Source organism: Mycolicibacterium pulveris (assembly GCF_010725725.1).
In the GTDB taxonomy this organism is placed as follows: Bacteria; Actinomycetota; Actinomycetes; order Mycobacteriales; family Mycobacteriaceae; genus Mycobacterium; species Mycobacterium pulveris.
In genome coordinates, this window is record NZ_AP022599.1 from 2,223,941 (window position 1) to 2,239,509 (window position 15,569).

Annotated in this window: 14 protein-coding genes; all 14 read right to left on the minus strand. The window is 67.3% G+C overall.

Annotated features, from left to right (window positions below; translation table 11 throughout):
• Positions 1 to 3: 3 nt before the first annotated feature.
• On the minus strand, positions 4 to 711 hold the full coding sequence (locus G6N28_RS10700; protein WP_163900085.1) for a YoaK family protein: 708 nt from the start codon (positions 709 to 711) through the stop codon (positions 4 to 6).
• A 17-nt stretch (positions 712 to 728) separates the two neighbouring features.
• Positions 729 to 1,580: a mammalian cell entry protein gene (locus G6N28_RS10705; protein ID WP_163900087.1), complete on the minus strand. Its 852-nt coding sequence runs from the start codon at positions 1,578 to 1,580 to the stop codon at positions 729 to 731.
• Positions 1,547 to 2,098, minus strand: coding sequence for an Rv1363c family protein (locus G6N28_RS10710; protein WP_163900089.1), 552 nt, complete (start codon positions 2,096 to 2,098; stop codon positions 1,547 to 1,549). Before G6N28_RS10710 ends, G6N28_RS10705 begins: the two co-directional genes overlap by 34 nt.
• On the minus strand, positions 2,095 to 3,069 hold the full coding sequence (locus G6N28_RS10715; protein WP_163906099.1) for an RDD family protein: 975 nt from the start codon (positions 3,067 to 3,069) through the stop codon (positions 2,095 to 2,097). Before G6N28_RS10715 ends, G6N28_RS10710 begins: the two co-directional genes overlap by 4 nt.
• Before the next feature lie 11 nt (positions 3,070 to 3,080).
• Positions 3,081 to 3,734, minus strand: coding sequence for an Rv1363c family protein (locus G6N28_RS10720; protein ID WP_163900091.1), 654 nt, complete (start codon positions 3,732 to 3,734; stop codon positions 3,081 to 3,083).
• A complete protein-coding gene (locus G6N28_RS10725) occupies positions 3,704 to 5,266 on the minus strand; it encodes an MCE family protein (protein WP_163900093.1) in 1,563 nt (520 codons plus the stop codon). The genes G6N28_RS10720 and G6N28_RS10725 overlap by 31 nt, the downstream gene beginning before the upstream one ends.
• A 3-nt stretch (positions 5,267 to 5,269) precedes the next feature.
• Positions 5,270 to 6,421, minus strand: a complete 1,152-nt coding sequence (locus tag G6N28_RS10730; RefSeq protein WP_163900095.1) for a virulence factor Mce family protein — start codon at positions 6,419 to 6,421, stop codon at positions 5,270 to 5,272.
• Positions 6,422 to 6,483: 62 nt separating this feature from the next.
• A complete protein-coding gene (locus G6N28_RS10735; protein ID WP_163900097.1) occupies positions 6,484 to 8,115 on the minus strand; it encodes a virulence factor Mce family protein in 1,632 nt (543 codons plus the stop codon).
• Between the two features lie 11 nt (positions 8,116 to 8,126).
• Positions 8,127 to 9,704: a virulence factor Mce family protein gene (locus G6N28_RS10740; protein ID WP_163900099.1), complete on the minus strand. Its 1,578-nt coding sequence runs from the start codon at positions 9,702 to 9,704 to the stop codon at positions 8,127 to 8,129.
• The gene (locus G6N28_RS10745) at positions 9,701 to 10,732 is read right to left on the minus strand and encodes a virulence factor Mce family protein (RefSeq protein WP_163900101.1); all 1,032 of its coding nucleotides are present in this window, start codon (positions 10,730 to 10,732) and stop codon (positions 9,701 to 9,703) included. The genes G6N28_RS10740 and G6N28_RS10745 overlap by 4 nt, the downstream gene beginning before the upstream one ends.
• Positions 10,729 to 11,940: an MCE family protein gene (locus G6N28_RS10750; protein WP_163900103.1), complete on the minus strand. Its 1,212-nt coding sequence runs from the start codon at positions 11,938 to 11,940 to the stop codon at positions 10,729 to 10,731. The genes G6N28_RS10745 and G6N28_RS10750 overlap by 4 nt, the downstream gene beginning before the upstream one ends.
• A gap of 4 nt (positions 11,941 to 11,944) precedes the next feature.
• The gene (locus tag G6N28_RS10755; protein ID WP_163900105.1) at positions 11,945 to 12,814 is read right to left on the minus strand and encodes an MlaE family ABC transporter permease; all 870 of its coding nucleotides are present in this window, start codon (positions 12,812 to 12,814) and stop codon (positions 11,945 to 11,947) included.
• Between the two features lies 1 nt (position 12,815).
• The gene (locus G6N28_RS10760) at positions 12,816 to 13,613 is read right to left on the minus strand and encodes an MlaE family ABC transporter permease (protein WP_163900107.1); all 798 of its coding nucleotides are present in this window, start codon (positions 13,611 to 13,613) and stop codon (positions 12,816 to 12,818) included.
• A 212-nt stretch (positions 13,614 to 13,825) separates the two neighbouring features.
• Positions 13,826 to 15,466, minus strand: a complete 1,641-nt coding sequence (gene fadD5 / locus G6N28_RS10765) for a fatty-acid--CoA ligase FadD5 (protein WP_163906101.1) — start codon at positions 15,464 to 15,466, stop codon at positions 13,826 to 13,828.
• Between the last annotated feature and the right edge of the window lie 103 nt (positions 15,467 to 15,569).

The following is a 15,569-nucleotide window of genomic DNA, read 5'->3' on the forward strand; positions in this document are numbered from 1 at the left end:
AGCCTACGGTGTGGGTCCGCCCGCCGACCAGGTCGTCTCGCGGCGGGGACCGAACCAGAAGACGGCGGCCCCTGCCGCAATCACCGCCGCGGCCAGTGCGATGACAGGGGCGACCGTGACCCGTGTCAACGTCGCTCCCACCACGGCGCCACCGCACATCGTGAAAACGACTCCGTAGCGCAGCTTTTCCCGTTCCCCCGTGCCGCCGGCCAACCTGCTGTCAAAGCCCAGGCCGGAGATCGTCGACGTCAGCACGGTGGTGGACAGTTCCTGCACGCCGAACTGGCGCGCGGTGACGTTCTGGATCCCGAACACGACGGCCAACCCCGCGATCAGGATCAGCTTGGTGTCGTCGTGGTAGTCGAGCACGCCGGCGCCCGCGAGGATCGCGAGCACCGACAACGTCACCACTTCCAAGCCGAGGGTGATCCCCAACCAGTGCCGAACCTGCGCGCCGAGGTGGCGGGTCAGCCTGCCGCCGATCACCGCGCCGGCCACGAACGCGACGAAGGCCACCAGCGCGGCCGTCATGTCCACACCGGAGTGCGGCACGAACCAGAAGCCGAGGAAGATGACGTTACCGGTCATGTTGGCCACGAACACATGGCCCAGCACCAGCACGCTGACCGCGTCGACCAGCCCGGTCGCGAACGTGAGCAGAAAAAATGCCAGTACTGTAAATTTCTGCGAGACAGGCGATTCGACGGCCACGGGTCGGGGTTTCCGGCCTACAGCTGAGGTGTCAGGTCCAGCGAGGTGACCGTGGACATGCGGGTGATCAACCACTTCGCGTCGTCACGCTTCATCGTCAGCCGATACGACAGATAGCGCAGCGACGGGATGTTCTTGGTCATCGGGCTGGTGGCCACCGAGTTGGTGTAGACGAGCGCGGTCGCCTCGGTCGGGGTGAGCGTTTCCACCGCCGCACCCATCACCTGGGTTGTGTTGGTGACCTGGGCCTGCTTGTTCGGCGCGACGATCGCGTCGATGTACTTGCGGTACTCGTGCTCGAAGTCGCCGCCGAGAAAGCCGGCCGACCGCTCCGGGAGGGTCTCCATATCCTCGGGCGTGTAGCTCCACAGCGTGGTGATCGCTTCGGTGGCCGTGCGGGCCACGTCGAGTTTGATCTGGACAGTGGCACGGTCGGTCAGATACGGCTGAAGCATCGCGCCTGCGAAACCCGCCGCCCCGACGAACAACACCGCGGCGACGATCGCCGCGATCGCCAGCCGCTTGCCGGCAGGCCGATGCGCAACGAGCACCTGATCTTCCGTGGGCTCTTCGGGTTCCGGCTCGGCGGGCTCTGCAGCCTCGGCGTCGGGCGCCTCGACTTCCTCGCTGTCTTCCTCGTTGTCGCCCGCGATCTTCGGCTTCGCCGCCCGCGCGGCCTTACCGCGCGGCACCGGCTTGGCCTGCTCCTGCTCAGTGCTCGGTGCCTCCGTGGTGACTTCCTCGGGCGCAGCGGTTTTGGTGCGACGGCGCAGGAAGGACCAGCGACGACGGCCCGCGGGCGCCGTCGGCTCGGCTGCGGTATCCGCGTCGGTGGTCAGATCACCTGGATCAGCTGGCTGATCTTCCACTGCTGTCCTTCCTGAATAGCCGTTGCGACCCAACGGCTTCCGCTCTCATAGGTCTGCTTGCCGTCCGGGGACTTCGAGGTGACCGTCGTCGCGACCAGCACATCGGCGCTGCCGTCGTCGTTCCAGCGCTGCACCCCGGCCTCCACCACGGTGCCGGTGGTGGGCTCGGCGCGCGCCACCTGGACCAGGATCTCGTTCTTTCTCTCGTTGAACATCGAGCCGAATTCGCCGGTGCCCTCGGCGAGGATCCGCTCCACATAGTCGTTGGCGTGGAACGGATCCAGCGAGGTGTATTCGGTCATGAACTGTCGGACATAGCCCAGCGCCAACGCGTCCTTCACCGCCGCACGCCGGTCGATCTCATGGTTGACCAGCATCAGCGTGCCGACGGCGACCGCGGCGATCAACACCAGCGACGCCACCGTGGCGATGACCGGCAGACCCCACCGGCGCGGGCGCCTCGGCGTCGCCTCGAAGAAGTCCGGCTCGTCGGCCTCGATCCTGCGCCGCGGGCTCACTGGCCCCCCTGGTTCATCAACGGCTTCTTGAGCACCGTCAGATCAGCAACGCGCCACTGCCCGCCCGTCTTCTCGAAGTCGACCCGCACGGTCGCGGTGATGAACTTCAGGTTGTTGGGGTCGTTGCCGCGCTGCCCCTGCATCGCCAACAACATCGACGCGCTGGTGGGGGTGACGGGCGGGTTCGGCACCACCGCGCTGCTGACCGCCCAGTACTCGTTGGACGTGACCCCGGCGTCCTGAACGGCCTGCTGCTGCTCGATCAACTGCTTGCGGTACTCATCGGTGGTCAGCGACTGCGCGTGAGAGAAGTCCTGCTGCAGGCTTTCCCTCTGGTAGGACAGCATCTGCTCGACAATTCGCGGTCCCTGCTCGATGATCTGCGCACGGGCGTTCTCGATGGCGCGGTCGTGGCGGTACACCACCACATAGCTCAGCGTGACCGCCAGCACGCACAGCAGCGCCGCGGCGATCAACACCCCGGCGGTGAACCGGCGGACATCACGCGGCCCGGACCGGCTCTCGCGCGCCTCGGTGCCCAGCAACAGATCGGCGAACGTGCGCCTGCGCCGGTCCCACAGCGGCCACAACCAGCCGACGGACAGGGCCGCGGTGTCCAGCAGATGCGCCAGATCGCGCGCCAACAACCGCCACACCCCGGCACGGCCACCGGATCGGCGCACCACCTCGACACCGAACAGCGCACGGCCAAGGCTGAACCCCCTGATTGCGGGCAGCACCAGCCGATTCACCGCCATCACCAGCACCACCAGGGCGGCGGCGACGGTGAACACCCACCACAGCCAGCCCCGCAACGGGGCCGTCCACGCCACCAGCGCCAGCGTCGCCAGCACCGCCGAGCCGACCAGCACATCGATGGCGAAGGCGCCCGCGCGGGCCGGCCACGACGCCAGGGTCTGCGGGGCCGCCTCGGCGGTGGTCGTGGTGTCCGAATCGGTGTCAGGCGTCATGGTCGATGACGTCACGAGGTGACCTGGTCCAGCCTGGCCACTTTGTAGGTGCCCTCGTCGGGCGCCATCTGCACGCGCAGCCGGTAGCCCTGCTCCTGGTCGGCGGTCTCGGAGTTGGTCACCTTGACCCGCACGGCGACGAGAACGTCGAACGAGCCGTCGGCGTTGTGCTTTTCCACCGCCGCGCGCATATCCGACACCTGCACCTGAACGTTCGCGGCCTGGTACGCGTCGACGAGCACCCCGCTGTACAGCGAGGCCTGCACGGCGAAGTCGCCCGTCGAGCACTCGATGATCTTGGCCTGCGCCGCGGTCATCGCGGCGATATCGGGCGCATGGGTGGCCGTCACGCAATCTTTCGCGGCCTGCAGCGCGGCGGCCTCCGCACGCGCGGTCGCCTCGTTGTGCTGGTGCGCCCTCAGGCTCAGATATCCGCCGACTCCGCCGGCGACCGCGAGCAGCAGCAGGATGGCGCAGATGCCGACGGCCCAGCCGCGACCGAGCCGGGGCGCGCGGCACTGCTGCTCGGGTGTCTCCGTGGGCTGTTCTGTCGGCTCTTCTTCTGTGGATACTGCTAACGACTCGTCGGGCTCGGGATGCGCTTCGTCGGGCGTTTGGTCAGCATCGGTGGGGTTCAGCTGGCGGGTGCCAGCATCTCCTTCCATCCGTCGTCTCCTGGGTTACTCGAGTTGCTGACGTTGTACCTGACGCCGTCGGGTCCGACCACTTGGCCGCTGGTCGGGCTGTACACCGCCGTCGAGCCGGGTGGCCCTGGTGCCGGAGTGTAGATGCACGGGTTGGGCTGCTGTCCACTGCAGCGGACGGTGCCCTGCCCCGGCGGGCTGAGCGGGTCGCTGACCGGCGACGTCGACAGCGCCGGCGGCAGCTCACTGGCGGGCATCGGGTTCACGCCGCTGTTCACCGACGGTGCCGGAACGACGAAGCCGGGGTTGACGCCCTGATCGCAGCGCGCGCCGGGAGCCGGGCACGACAGGATCTGGTTCGGGTCGCCGTACCACGGGTTGGTGCCCAGCGGCTGGTACGGCTCGTCGCTGCGGCATTCCATCGGCGTCGCCGCACGCTTACCGGGCACGTCGACGCAGGGATAGTTACGTGCCCCGCGCACCACGTTGGCCTGATAGTCCTTCGGGATCTTGCAGTAGGTGCCCTTGGGCAGCGGCGCCATGCTGGTGTCGGCGGGTGAGCGCCACTCCGATGCTGGCAGGAAGCCGGTCAGGCACGGCGGCGGCTGGTTGATGGACAGCGCCAACGGCAGCTGGCCCAGATCCTCGAACAGGGTGCCCGCCTGGCTGGCGGCACCGCCCTGCGGCCAGATCACCAGCGTCTGCTCCAGCCCCTTGTGGTAGCGCTTGAGCATGTCGATGACGACCGACAGGTTGGCCAGCGTCTGGGGCAGCGACTCCTGCACACCACCGAACACCGCGGTGACCTGGTCCAGCGTCGGCGGGGCCTGCTGCAGGCCGCTGCGCAGCGCCGCGTCCTCCTGGGCGGCCTGCGCCGCGATCACGTTGAGGTTGCGTGACCACCGCTCGATGTCGTCGCCCGAGGTCACCTGGCTGTCCAGGATCGGGGTCGCGTTGAGGATGATGTCGTTGACCTGGGGCAGGTTCTGCTGAAAGCCCTCCGCGAGGTTGGTCGTCGAATCGACCAGCCGCTGCAGCGCGGGCCCCAGCCCGCCGACCGCCTTCGACGTCTCGGTGAGCAGGGCGTCGATCTTCTCCTTGGGCAGCACGGCCAGACCCTTGTTGGCCGCGTCCAGCGCCGGGCCGACCTCGCTGGGCACCGTGCTCTCGGTGATCGTCGCGCCCGGCTGCAGATACTGTCCCGGGTCGCCGGTGGACACCAGGTCCAGGTACTGCTCACCGATCGCCGACACCGAGTGCACGTTCGCGGTCGCATCGATCGGGATCTTGTAGCGGCTGTCGATGCTCATCGTGGCCCGCGCACCGGTTTCGGTCGGCTCCACCTCGGTCACCTTGCCGATCTGGGTGCCGCGATAGGTGACGTTCGCCGTGGCGTACAGACCTCCCGAGCGCGGCAGGTCGGCGTGCAACGTGTACTGGCCGATCCCGACCAGCGACGGAATCCGCAGGTAGTACCAGCCCAGCACCACCAACGCGATGATCGTCAGGACGGTGAACAACACCAGCTGGATCTTGATGAACCTGGTCAGCATCGCTCACTCACCCCTTTCCACCAGGGGCCCGCCCGGCACGTTGTGCGGGTTCGGGGTGAACCGCACGTCCGGGATCATGGTGGCCGGATCACGCCCCCAGGCCTGCTCGAGCGCGCGCAGCATGCCGGAGACGCCGGTACCCGTCAGGATGCCGTTGTCCAGAGCGGACAGCGTGAGGTCGACCATCAGCGACACGTTGAGGTAGTCGCCGCGGACCACCTTCGGCACGTTCTCGATCGAGAACGGCGCGGTGAGCAACAGCTTGAGCGCCCCGATCAGGTACGGCGACGCCTTGCCTAGTTCCCGCAGCGGCCGCTGCAGGTTGGCCAGGTTGGTGTTCAGGTCGTCGCTGGCCGGACCCAACGCGTCGTCGGCGGCCGCGCTGATTCGTCCGACGGCCTGCACCGCGTCGGCGAACAGGTCACGGGTCTCGGCGAAATGCTTGATCAGCGGCGGGAACTCGGTGAGCACCCGGTCCAGGGTGTTGTTGCGCTGGGCGACGATCGAAAGCAACCGGTCGGTGGAATCGATCGCCCGGGTGATGTCCTGGCGCTGCTGGTTGAGTTCGGCGGTGAAGGTGTCCAGCTGGTTCAGGAACTCCCTGATCTGGTCGGCCCGTCCGGTCAGCAGGTTGTTGATCTCGGTCTGGATCACCTCGAGGTTCTGCACCCCGCCGCCGCGCAGGATGGTGGCGATGCTGGCCAGCACCCGTTCGGTGGTGGGATACGCCGACGAGTTCTGCAGCGGGATCGTGTCGCCGTCGCGCAACGGCTCCGGCGACGGATCCGGCGGCAGCTCCAACTCCACGTGCTGCGAACCGAGAAGGCTGGTCTGGCCGATCTTCGCGAGGGCGTTCTTCGGCAACTCCACGCTGGGCTGCAGGTCCAGCGTCAGCGTGGCGACCCAGTTCTTCAGCTCGATCGCACGCACCCGGCCGACGTACACGTCGGCCACCCGCACCCGGCTGTTGACGTTGAGCGCCAACGTGTCCGGCATCTGCACGTACACCGTCCAGGCGTCCGATCCGGTGCCGGGCCCGCCGGGCAGCGGAACGTTCGCGATGCCCTTCCACGATCCACACGAGCTCACCACGAGCGCGATCGCACCCAGCGCCACACCGCGCCGTGCGATCCTGCTCAGCCTGCGAGCACCCATGCCTGGTCCTCTGTTCGTGCGAGCCCTCATCCTGAGCCCCGCGATCTTCGCGCGTGCGCCCATCACCCACCTGCCTCTGCTGGTAGCGGGGGTCCTGCCGGCGCCGCGGGCGGCGGTCCGCCCGGTGCCGGCAAGGGGCCGGCCATGGCGGCACCACCCGGGTCACCGGGGATCACTCCCGGCGCGGGCGCAGGCGGCGGGCCGGGCTGCGGATACCACGGCGGCGGCAGCGGCGTGTTCTCCGTGTAGGCGTTCGGCGGGCCCGCCTGATGCGGACCACCGAACGTTGGTGGCGCAGGCGGAATCTGGCAGTCGGGTCCGCCCATCAGCTCGGCGAGGCATTCCGGCGTCATCATGTTCGCGGTGAACGGCTGCACCTCGACACCCTGCATGCCGGGCGCGGCGACCCAGCCCTGCTCGTGGTTGCCATGCGAGAACAACGTGTCCCGCGACCAGATGCCGGGCACGGTGGTGTCCTTGTAGCCGGGCGGCGGCTGCAGCCTCGGCTCCGAGTAGGCGACCTGCTTGGGCAGCGTCAGCGCCGAGCTGAACTGGTTGACGCCGAACGGCGGGAAGTTGAACTTGATCGCGTCCAGGATCGGCGCGAGGTACTGCGCGCACAGCTCGGCCGACTCCTGGTAGCCCAACCGGCTGGCCGCCTGGATCGAACTGCAGACGAACTGCAGCGGGTTGGCGAAGTTGTTGATCACCGGGATGGCCATCACGCCCCCGGTCACCGGCGAGATGATGTTCATCAGGTTCGCGCCCAGGTTCGGGAACACGTGCAGGGCGGTCTCCAGCCCGTCGCGCGGTTCGGGCTGCAGGATCGCCGTGGTGGCCGACGACAGGTTGTTGATGTCGTGCGTCAGCACCTCGGCGTTCTCGTCGAGGAATCCACGCGTGGTGGTCAGCAGTTCGTTGAGGTCGCGCAGCGCCTTGGACACCTCGCGGTCGGTGTTGGTGAACGCGTTGGTGAACTGGGCGAGGTCGTCGTTCAGCGCGACGAACTGCTGATCGCTCTGGTGCAGCGCGTTGACGAACAACGCCAGGCTCTTGACCACCCCGAAGAAGTCGTCGCGCCCCTCGTTGAGCGCGAACAGCGCCTCGGACAGCCCGTTGAGCGTCCTGTTGAGCTGCTCGCCCTTGCCCGCGAAACCGTCGGCGGCCGATTCGATGATCTCGCCGAACGGTCCGGACGGCTGTTCGGGGGTCGGGCCGAGATCGGTCAGGATCCGGTTGATCGAGTCACGCAGCTCGTCGTACTCCACCGGCACCTGGGTGCGCTCCAGCGGGATGACGGCGTTGTCCTCCATCACCGGTCCGCCGGTGTAGGGCGGGGCCAGCTGGATAGTGCGCGACGCCACCAGGCTCGGGTTCAGGATCGACGCGGTGGCGTTCGCGGGCACCTTGAACTTGTTGTCGTAGTGGAAGGTGACCTTCATCTTGTCGCCGGCCGGTTCGATGCTGTCGATCGAGCCGACCTTGACGCCCATGATCTGCACCTTGTCGCCCGGGTACAGCGCCAGCGTGTCGGTGAAGTACGCGACGACGGTGTTGGTGGTCAGCCGCTTGTAGAGGTTGTACCCGACGAACGCGGCCACCACGGCCAGCACCACCACCAGCGTGCCGATGATCAGCGTGGCACGAGAAACCTGGGGTAGCCGCAGGCTTCGGATGTTGAAGATCGTTGACATCTGTTACCCCCCTATCCCTGCGATCCCGGCGGGAGGAACGGCGGATTGCCCAATAGCGGCGGCTGCCCGGCCGGCGCCAACTGCTGGCCCGGTCCCGGTACCGGCGGGGCGGGCAGGGCCGGCGGCAGCGGCGCGATGCCGGGGGTGAAGTCCGCGGGGAGCGGTGGCTGCGAAGGATCCTGCCCCACCGGCACGGTGCGCGCCCCCGGCGGCGTGTCGGGCGACAACTGACCGTGCACGCCCGGCATGTTCGGTGGCAGCTGACCGGGGATGGCCGCGGCGGGCACACCCGGTGACGGCTGCGGACCGTGCGCGTTCGGGTCGGAGGTGACCACGTCGATCGGACCGTAGGCCGGGCCGCCGAACGGTCCGACGGACAGCCCGGCACACGGCAGCGGGTTGTCCGGCCGTGGCAGGCCGCCGGGCCCAGGCGTGTACGAGCACGGATGCCCCTTGAGCACACCGGGTCCCGGATGCTCGGGCGTGCCCTCCAACACTGCGGGTCCCGGCGGCGGGGCGCCGTTGTCGAAGCCCTGCGCGTTCGGGTCCGGGAACCGCCACGCGGGCAGACCCGCGTCGCCCCAGAACTTCTGCGGGTCGATGCCGCGCTTCTTGAACGCGGCGTCGATGAACGGCTGCAGGATCTGGCCCGGCAACAGGTTCACCAACATCACCTTGAAGTACGGACCGGACGCGACGGCCTCACCCAGCGAGGCCACGAAGCTGGCGATCGTGGTCAGCGTGTCCATCAGGTCGTACTGGCGTTCCCGCAGCACATCGCTGACCACGCGCAGCTGCTCCAGCACCCGGTTGAGGTTCGGGTTGTCGTCGATGAGGCCCTTGACCTGTTCGGAGAAGGACCCGACCCGCTCGAGCAGGGCGCCGACGGCGTAGCTGCGCTCGTTGATCGCGCCCAGCAGCGTCTGGGCGTTGACGAGCAGCTGGTTGATCTGCTCGCTGCGGCTGCCGAGCACGCCGGCGATCTTGTTGGCGTTGGCCAACAGCTTCTTGACGTCGTCGTCGCGCTTGCCGATCGTCTCGGAGAAGCGGGCCACCCCGTCGAGCGCGGCGCTCAGATGCGGGTAGGTCTGGTCGATGGTCTCCGACAACACGTTCAGCGAGCGCTTGACGGTTTCGGTGTCCCACTCCGAGGCCGCCTTCGTCACGTCGAAGAACGCGTCGTAGATCTGGTAGGGCGTGGTGGTCTGGCCCAGCGGCAGAATCCCGTTGGCGCGCAACGGATCAGATCCGCGGGGCTCGATCTCGATGTTGCGCCGGCCCAGGATGGTGTCGGTGCGGATGGCCACCCGGCTGTCCTTGCCGATCTGCGTACCGCCCAGCGAGTAACCGATCTTGACCTTGTCGCCTTCGATCGCCATCGAGCGCACCTGCCCCACGTCGACGCCGGCGATGCGGACCTTGTCGCCCTCGTTGAGTCCGCCGGTGTCGGAGAAGTAGGCGTAGTACGTCGGCGTCGCGAACAGCATCGGCACGCTGGCGAAACTCTGCCCCACCCCGATCACGAGGACCAGGATGATGATGCCCATCACCCCGTTGCGGGCCCGGTTCGATCCCTCCAGAGTTCTCATTGCGGCGTACACCTACCCGACGGCTGGCTGAAGAGTTTGATGGTGCGCACCGGCCCGCCGGGCTGCAGCCCGTTCATCCGAAGCGAGATGTCGCAGGCGTAGAAGTTGAAGAAGTCGCCGTAGATGCCGCCCGCACGGCCGATGATCTTGAACGCGGTTGGCAGCCTGACCAGGATGTCGTTCAGTTGGTCGCGCTGGTCGACGAGGGGTTGCTGAACGTTTTCGAGGTGACCGACCGTGCTCTGCAGCAGCGGCCGGTTGTCGGCGAGCAGGTCGGCGACCGTGCCCGCGGCGTCGCTGATGTCGGCGACCGACGTGGCGATCGGGTCCGCCCGATTCTTCAGGCCCGTGATCAGCTTCTCGAAGTCCTGCACGGTCTCGTCGAACTGCTGCTGATGTCGCACCGTGGTGTCGAGCACCGTGTTGAGGTTGCGGATCACCTCGCCGATCGCCTGGTCGCGGTCGGCCAGCGCCGACGTCAGCGACGCGGTCTGGTCGAGGATGTCGTTGATGGTGCCGCCCTGTCCCTGGAAGACCGTGATGATCGACTGGGCGATGTTGTTGACCTTGTCGGGGTCCAGGGCCCGGAACACCGGGCGGAAGCCGCCGATCAACGCGTCGAGATCCAGTGCGGGCTCGGTGCGATCGACCGGGATGGTGCCGCCCGCGGGCATCCGCTCGTCGCTGTCGCCGCGCGTGAGCTCCATGAACCGGTCACCGATCAGGTTCAGGTAGCGGATCGACGCCGTGGTGCCCTCGAACAGCGGCAGCGACCGGTCGACGTTGAAGTCGACCTTCACCTGGGTGCCGCCGTTGATCAGCGTGACGCCTTCGACCTTGCCGACCTCGACACCCGAGGCCCGAACGAACTGGCCGGCGCGCAACCCGCTGGCGTTGGAGAAAATCGCCGAATATCCGGTGGTTCGGTCGAACCGCATCTGACCGAACACCACGACGATGATCGCGGTGAACAGCAGCAGCACCAGTGAGAAGGCGCCGAGTTTGATGGCGGTACCGGTGATTTTCATGGGTTGATCGTGTTCTCCCCGACTTGGCGACCCCAGACGTATTCGATCAGGATCGGCTGGCCCAACTCGAAGTGGTTGTACGGCGCGATCGACGCACCGGTGTCCATGACGAGGTACGGCGCCGGCCAGAGGTCACGGGTGACCGGCTGCCAGCAGCCGGGCCGCCCCTCAGGACCGCCACGCGCGTTCACGCGCGGCAGGTTGTCCGGATACACATACGGGTTGGCGGCACCCATGAGCTCCGACAGCGTCCGCAGCGAGTACCCGTTACCGCCCAGGGACGCAGCGACTTTCGGTTCCACGTCGTGGTAGTTGCGGATCATGCAGTACAGCGCCGGGCTGTACTCGTCGAGGATCTCCGACGGCACGATGAGGTCTTCGGCGCCGCGGACCAGATACGGGCCGCCGCGCTCGAAGATGTCGCCGCCGATGTTGCCGAAGCCGATGGCGGCCATCAGCGCCTGGTCGATGTTGCCCTGCTGTTCGTTGAGGGTCTGCGCGGTGGTCACCGCGTTCTCCAACCCGGCGAACAGGTCGGGCGCCGCGTCGGCGTACACCTCGCCGAGGTCGGCGAGCAGCCTGTTGTCCTCGGCGATGCGCGGCATCTTCGGGTTGATGTCGGCCAGGATCTCGTTGCCGTGGATGATCGACTGCCCGAACCGGTCACCGAGCCCGTCGAGGGCTTCGGCGGTCGCGGCCAGCGTCTGGTTCAGTTTGATCGGATCCACCTGCTGTGAGATCGACACCACGGTCTCGAACAGCGTGTTGAACTCGGTGGTCACCGACGTCACGTCGATCACGTCCGACGAGGTGATCCGCGCCGTGTCGGGGTCCTCCGGCGAGGTGAAGTTCACGTACTTGTTGCCGAACACGGTGGTGGCGTCGATGCTGGCGTCGACGTTGCGCGGGATCAGGTCGAGGTACTTGGGGTCGACGTCGACGACGATCTTCGCCTTCGGCTCGTCACCGACGGTGACGCCGTCGACGGCGGCCACCCGGCCGATCTCCACCCCGTTGTAGGTGACCTTGGCGCCGGGATCCATCGACAGGCCCGCGCGCGTGGAGATCAAGGTGAGCTGCGTGCGCGGCATGAAGTCGCCGCGGAACTGCATGTACACCAGCACCAGCGCGATGATCGTCAACAGCGTCAACACCAGCCCCGCCAACTTGTAGGGCGGGGTGCGAGGAGCGTTCAACGGTGCCGTCATCGCGCTACACCGTCAGGTTGAAGTTCGGGTCGACGCCGTAGAGCGCCAACGAGGCGAACAGGACCACACACACGATCGCGACCAGCGAGGCGCGCATAGACCGGCCGACGGCCTCGCCGACCCCGACGGGACCGCCGCTGGCGTAGTAGCCGTAGTAGCAGTGGTTGAGCATCACGATGACCGAGATGATCACCGCCTGGATGAACGACCAGAACACGTCGTCGGGACGCAGGAACGTGCGGAAGTAGTGCTCGTAGGTGCCGATCGACTGGCCGTAGAAGAATGTCGTGGTCACCTGTGCGGACAGGAAGCTCATGATGATCGCCATCGCGTACAGCGGGATGATCACGATGAAGCCGGCCATGATCCGGGTGGACACCAGATACGAGATCGACTTGATGCCCATCACCTCCAGCGCGTCGATCTCCTCGCTGATGCGCATCGCGCCGAGCTCGGCGGTGGCGCCGGCGCCGACGGTGGCCGCCAGTGCCTGGCCCGCGACCACCGGGGCGGCGATGCGGACGTTGATCAGCGCGGCGAAGAAGCCGGTGAACGCCTCGACGCCGATGTTGCCGAGGGACGCGAAGCCCTGGATCGCGACCAGCGACGACCCGGACAGCGTGACGAAGCCGACGATCGCCACGGTGCCGCCGATGACGGCCATCGCACCGGTGCCCATGCCGATCTCGGCGATCAGCCGCAGGGTCTCCCTGCGGTAGTAGCGCAGCGCGTGGCCGATCGAACCGACCGCCGTGAGGACGAACCAGGCGACGTGCCCGACGCTGTCCAGGAAGCGGGCCGGCGAGCTGACCACATTCTGGACGCGGGAGTATCCCCGCGGAAAGCGTGAACGCAGGACCGTTGTCGTCGACACGTCAGCTCCCCGTTCCGAACCGGACACCGATCGTGGTGAGCACCACGTTCACCGCGAACAGGGCGATGACGCAGAGCACCAGCGTCTCGTTGACCGCGGTGCCGACACCCTTGGCGCCGCCGGAAACGGTCAGACCGCGGTAGCACCCGACCAGGCCGGCGATCAGCCCGAAGGTCGCCGCCTTGACGATCGAGATGACCACCTCGGGCAGGCCGGTGATCAACGTCAGCGTCGAGACGTACGCGCCCGCCGAGACGTTCTGCAGGTACACCCCGAAGATGAAGCCACCGACCAGGCCGACGGTGATCACCGCGCCGTTGAGCAAGATCGCCACGAACGTCGAGGCCACCACGCGCGGAACCACGAGCCGGTGGATGGGGTCGATACCGAGCACCTCCAGGGCGTCGATCTCCTCGCGGATGGTGCGGGCACCGAGGTCGGCGCAGATGGCCGTCGAACCGGCCCCGGCGACGACGAGCACGGTCACCAGGGGACCCAGCTGGGTGACGGCGCCGATGGCGGCGCCGGCACCGGAGACGTCGGCGGCGCCGAACTCCGCGAGCAGGATGTTCAGCGTGAAGATCAGCAGCACGGTCAGCGGGATCGACACGGCCAGCGTCGGCAGGAACGCCACCCGCATCAGAAACCAGCTCTGCAGGATGAACTCGCGCCACTGGAACGGCGGCTTGAACAGCGCTTTTCCGGTGAGCACGCACATGCGCACGAAGCCGCCGACCGCTTCGAGACCCGGTTTGACCTGGTCACGCACGTAGCCGGTCATGCCGGTCGTCGCCGTCACCAGTGCACTCCCACGACGAAATCGCGAGTGTCGTGGCGCAACAGCTGCGCCTGTCGCACGCACCCTCCTTGCCCGAGCCTGGTGTCTGTGACCAACATCTCCTTACTCGCCGGTAGTAAGGCAGACCACCGGACTGTACCCGATCCGATCGCCGCTCTGCACCGCATCGGCAGTATTCGCGGCGTAGCCCGCAGCGCTCGCCCGCTCATCTGTCAGTCCTCTTGCGCTGCTCCAGAAACTGTTGGCGGAGTGGCACTTTCGCGGGCGTCAGAAGAAGGTTTGCCCGCGGCAAAGCGCTCCCGCAGTTCGGTCTTGAGGACCTTGCCCGCGGGGTTTCGCGGCAGCGCGTCGACCACCTCGACGGCCTTCGGATGTTTGTACCTGGCGAGCCGCTCGGACAGGAAGTCCTCGAGATCGCGCAGGTCAGGTTCGGTACCGGCGTCCTGGCCGAGCGCGACGACCGCGACGGGCACCTCACCCCACTTCTCGTCGTGGCGGCCGATCACCGCCACCTCGGCGATGGCCGGATGGGCTGCCAGGGCGTTCTCGACCTCGGCGCAGTAGATGTTCTCGCCGCCGGAGATGATCATGTCCTTCTTGCGGTCGACGACCCAGATGTAGCCCTCCTCGTCCTGGCGGACCAGGTCGCCGGAGTGAAACCAACCGCCTGCGAAGGCCTCAGCGGTGGCCTGCGGGTTGTTCCAGTAGCCGGCCATCAGGGTCGGTGCGCGGTAGACGATCTCGCCCACCTCACCGATCGGTACGTCGTTCATGTCGTCGTCGACGATGCGCGCGGCGACCGTCGGGATGACCTTGCCGACCGAGCCCAGCTTGCGAATTGCGTCGTCGCCCAACAACATGCACGTCACCGGCGACATCTCCGTCTGACCGAACGCAGCCAGGATCTGTGTCCCCGGGAAAGTGTCAGACATGGTGCGCAGCAACGTATCTGAGGCGGGTGCCGCGCCCCACGACAGCACCCGCAGGTGCAGCCGGCGCGGGCGCGCGCTCTGCTCGGCGCACACCGCCTGCCACTGCGCGGGCACCAGGAAGATGCCGGTGACCTTCTCCGCCTCGAGCACGTCGAGCAGCGCACCGGGATCGAACGCGCCCAGCGGATAGAGCACCGTCGGCCGGCCGAGCAGCAGGCCGGGGATCATGTTGCCGATGCCTGCGATGTGGAACAGCGGGACCCCGATGAAGCCGACGTCGTTGTTGATGTCGGCGCCGTTGGTGAACAGAAAGGTCAGCGCCTGGCCTGCGAGGTTGGTGTGGGTGAGCACCGCGCCCTTCGGCCTGCCGGTGGTGCCCGAGGTGTACATGATCAGCGCCGGGGAGTCGTTGGGGATGTCCACCGTGGGGGCGGGTTCCCCGGCTTCCTCGATCAGGTCGTCGTAACCGATCGTGGTCTGGTCCGTCGCGCCACCGGCGACGATCACGGTAGTCAGGGTCGAGTCGATGTCACGAACCGCGGCGGCCACGCCCGCCAGCACCGCCTCGGTGATGATCACCTTGGCCTGGCAGTCGCCGACCAGGTATGCGATCTCCGGCGGGGTCATGCGGAAGTTCACCGGGACCGCGATCGCGCCGAGCTTGTTGACCGCCAGAAACGCCTCGATGAACTCGGTGCGGTTGAGCATCAGGATCAGCACCCGGTCGCCGAACTCCACCCCGCGCCGGTTCAGCGCGCCCGCCAGGTTGGCGACGCGCTCGTCGAGTTCGCGCCAGGTCGTGGTCTGCCCCAGGAAGCGCAGCGCCACTCCGTCGGGTTGCATCAGCGCGTGACGGGTCAGCTGGTTGGTCCAGTTCTGCCGACGGGCCAGATAGGGCTGTTCGGTGGGGTCGGTCAACAGGTGTACTCCCGTTCTTAGGGGTTGCACAACGTTGATATTTGATCAAACATTGTTGTCGCCCCGGTCACACTATGGCCTCGGCGGCTCAGGGACAAGCCCTCGC

Coding starts and splice junctions, on each gene's coding strand:
- G6N28_RS10715 (WP_163906099.1), bottom strand. CDS start 3,069: ATGACGCCTGACACCGATTCGGACACCACGACCACCGCCGAGGCGGCC.
- G6N28_RS10720 (WP_163900091.1), bottom strand. CDS start 3,734: ATGGAAGGAGATGCTGGCACCCGCCAGCTGAACCCCACCGATGCTGAC.
- G6N28_RS10725 (WP_163900093.1), bottom strand. CDS start 5,266: ATGCTGACCAGGTTCATCAAGATCCAGCTGGTGTTGTTCACCGTCCTG.
- G6N28_RS10730 (WP_163900095.1), bottom strand. CDS start 6,421: ATGGGTGCTCGCAGGCTGAGCAGGATCGCACGGCGCGGTGTGGCGCTG.
- G6N28_RS10735 (WP_163900097.1), bottom strand. CDS start 8,115: ATGTCAACGATCTTCAACATCCGAAGCCTGCGGCTACCCCAGGTTTCT.
- G6N28_RS10740 (WP_163900099.1), bottom strand. CDS start 9,704: ATGAGAACTCTGGAGGGATCGAACCGGGCCCGCAACGGGGTGATGGGC.
- G6N28_RS10745 (WP_163900101.1), bottom strand. CDS start 10,732: ATGAAAATCACCGGTACCGCCATCAAACTCGGCGCCTTCTCACTGGTG.
- G6N28_RS10750 (WP_163900103.1), bottom strand. CDS start 11,940: ATGACGGCACCGTTGAACGCTCCTCGCACCCCGCCCTACAAGTTGGCG.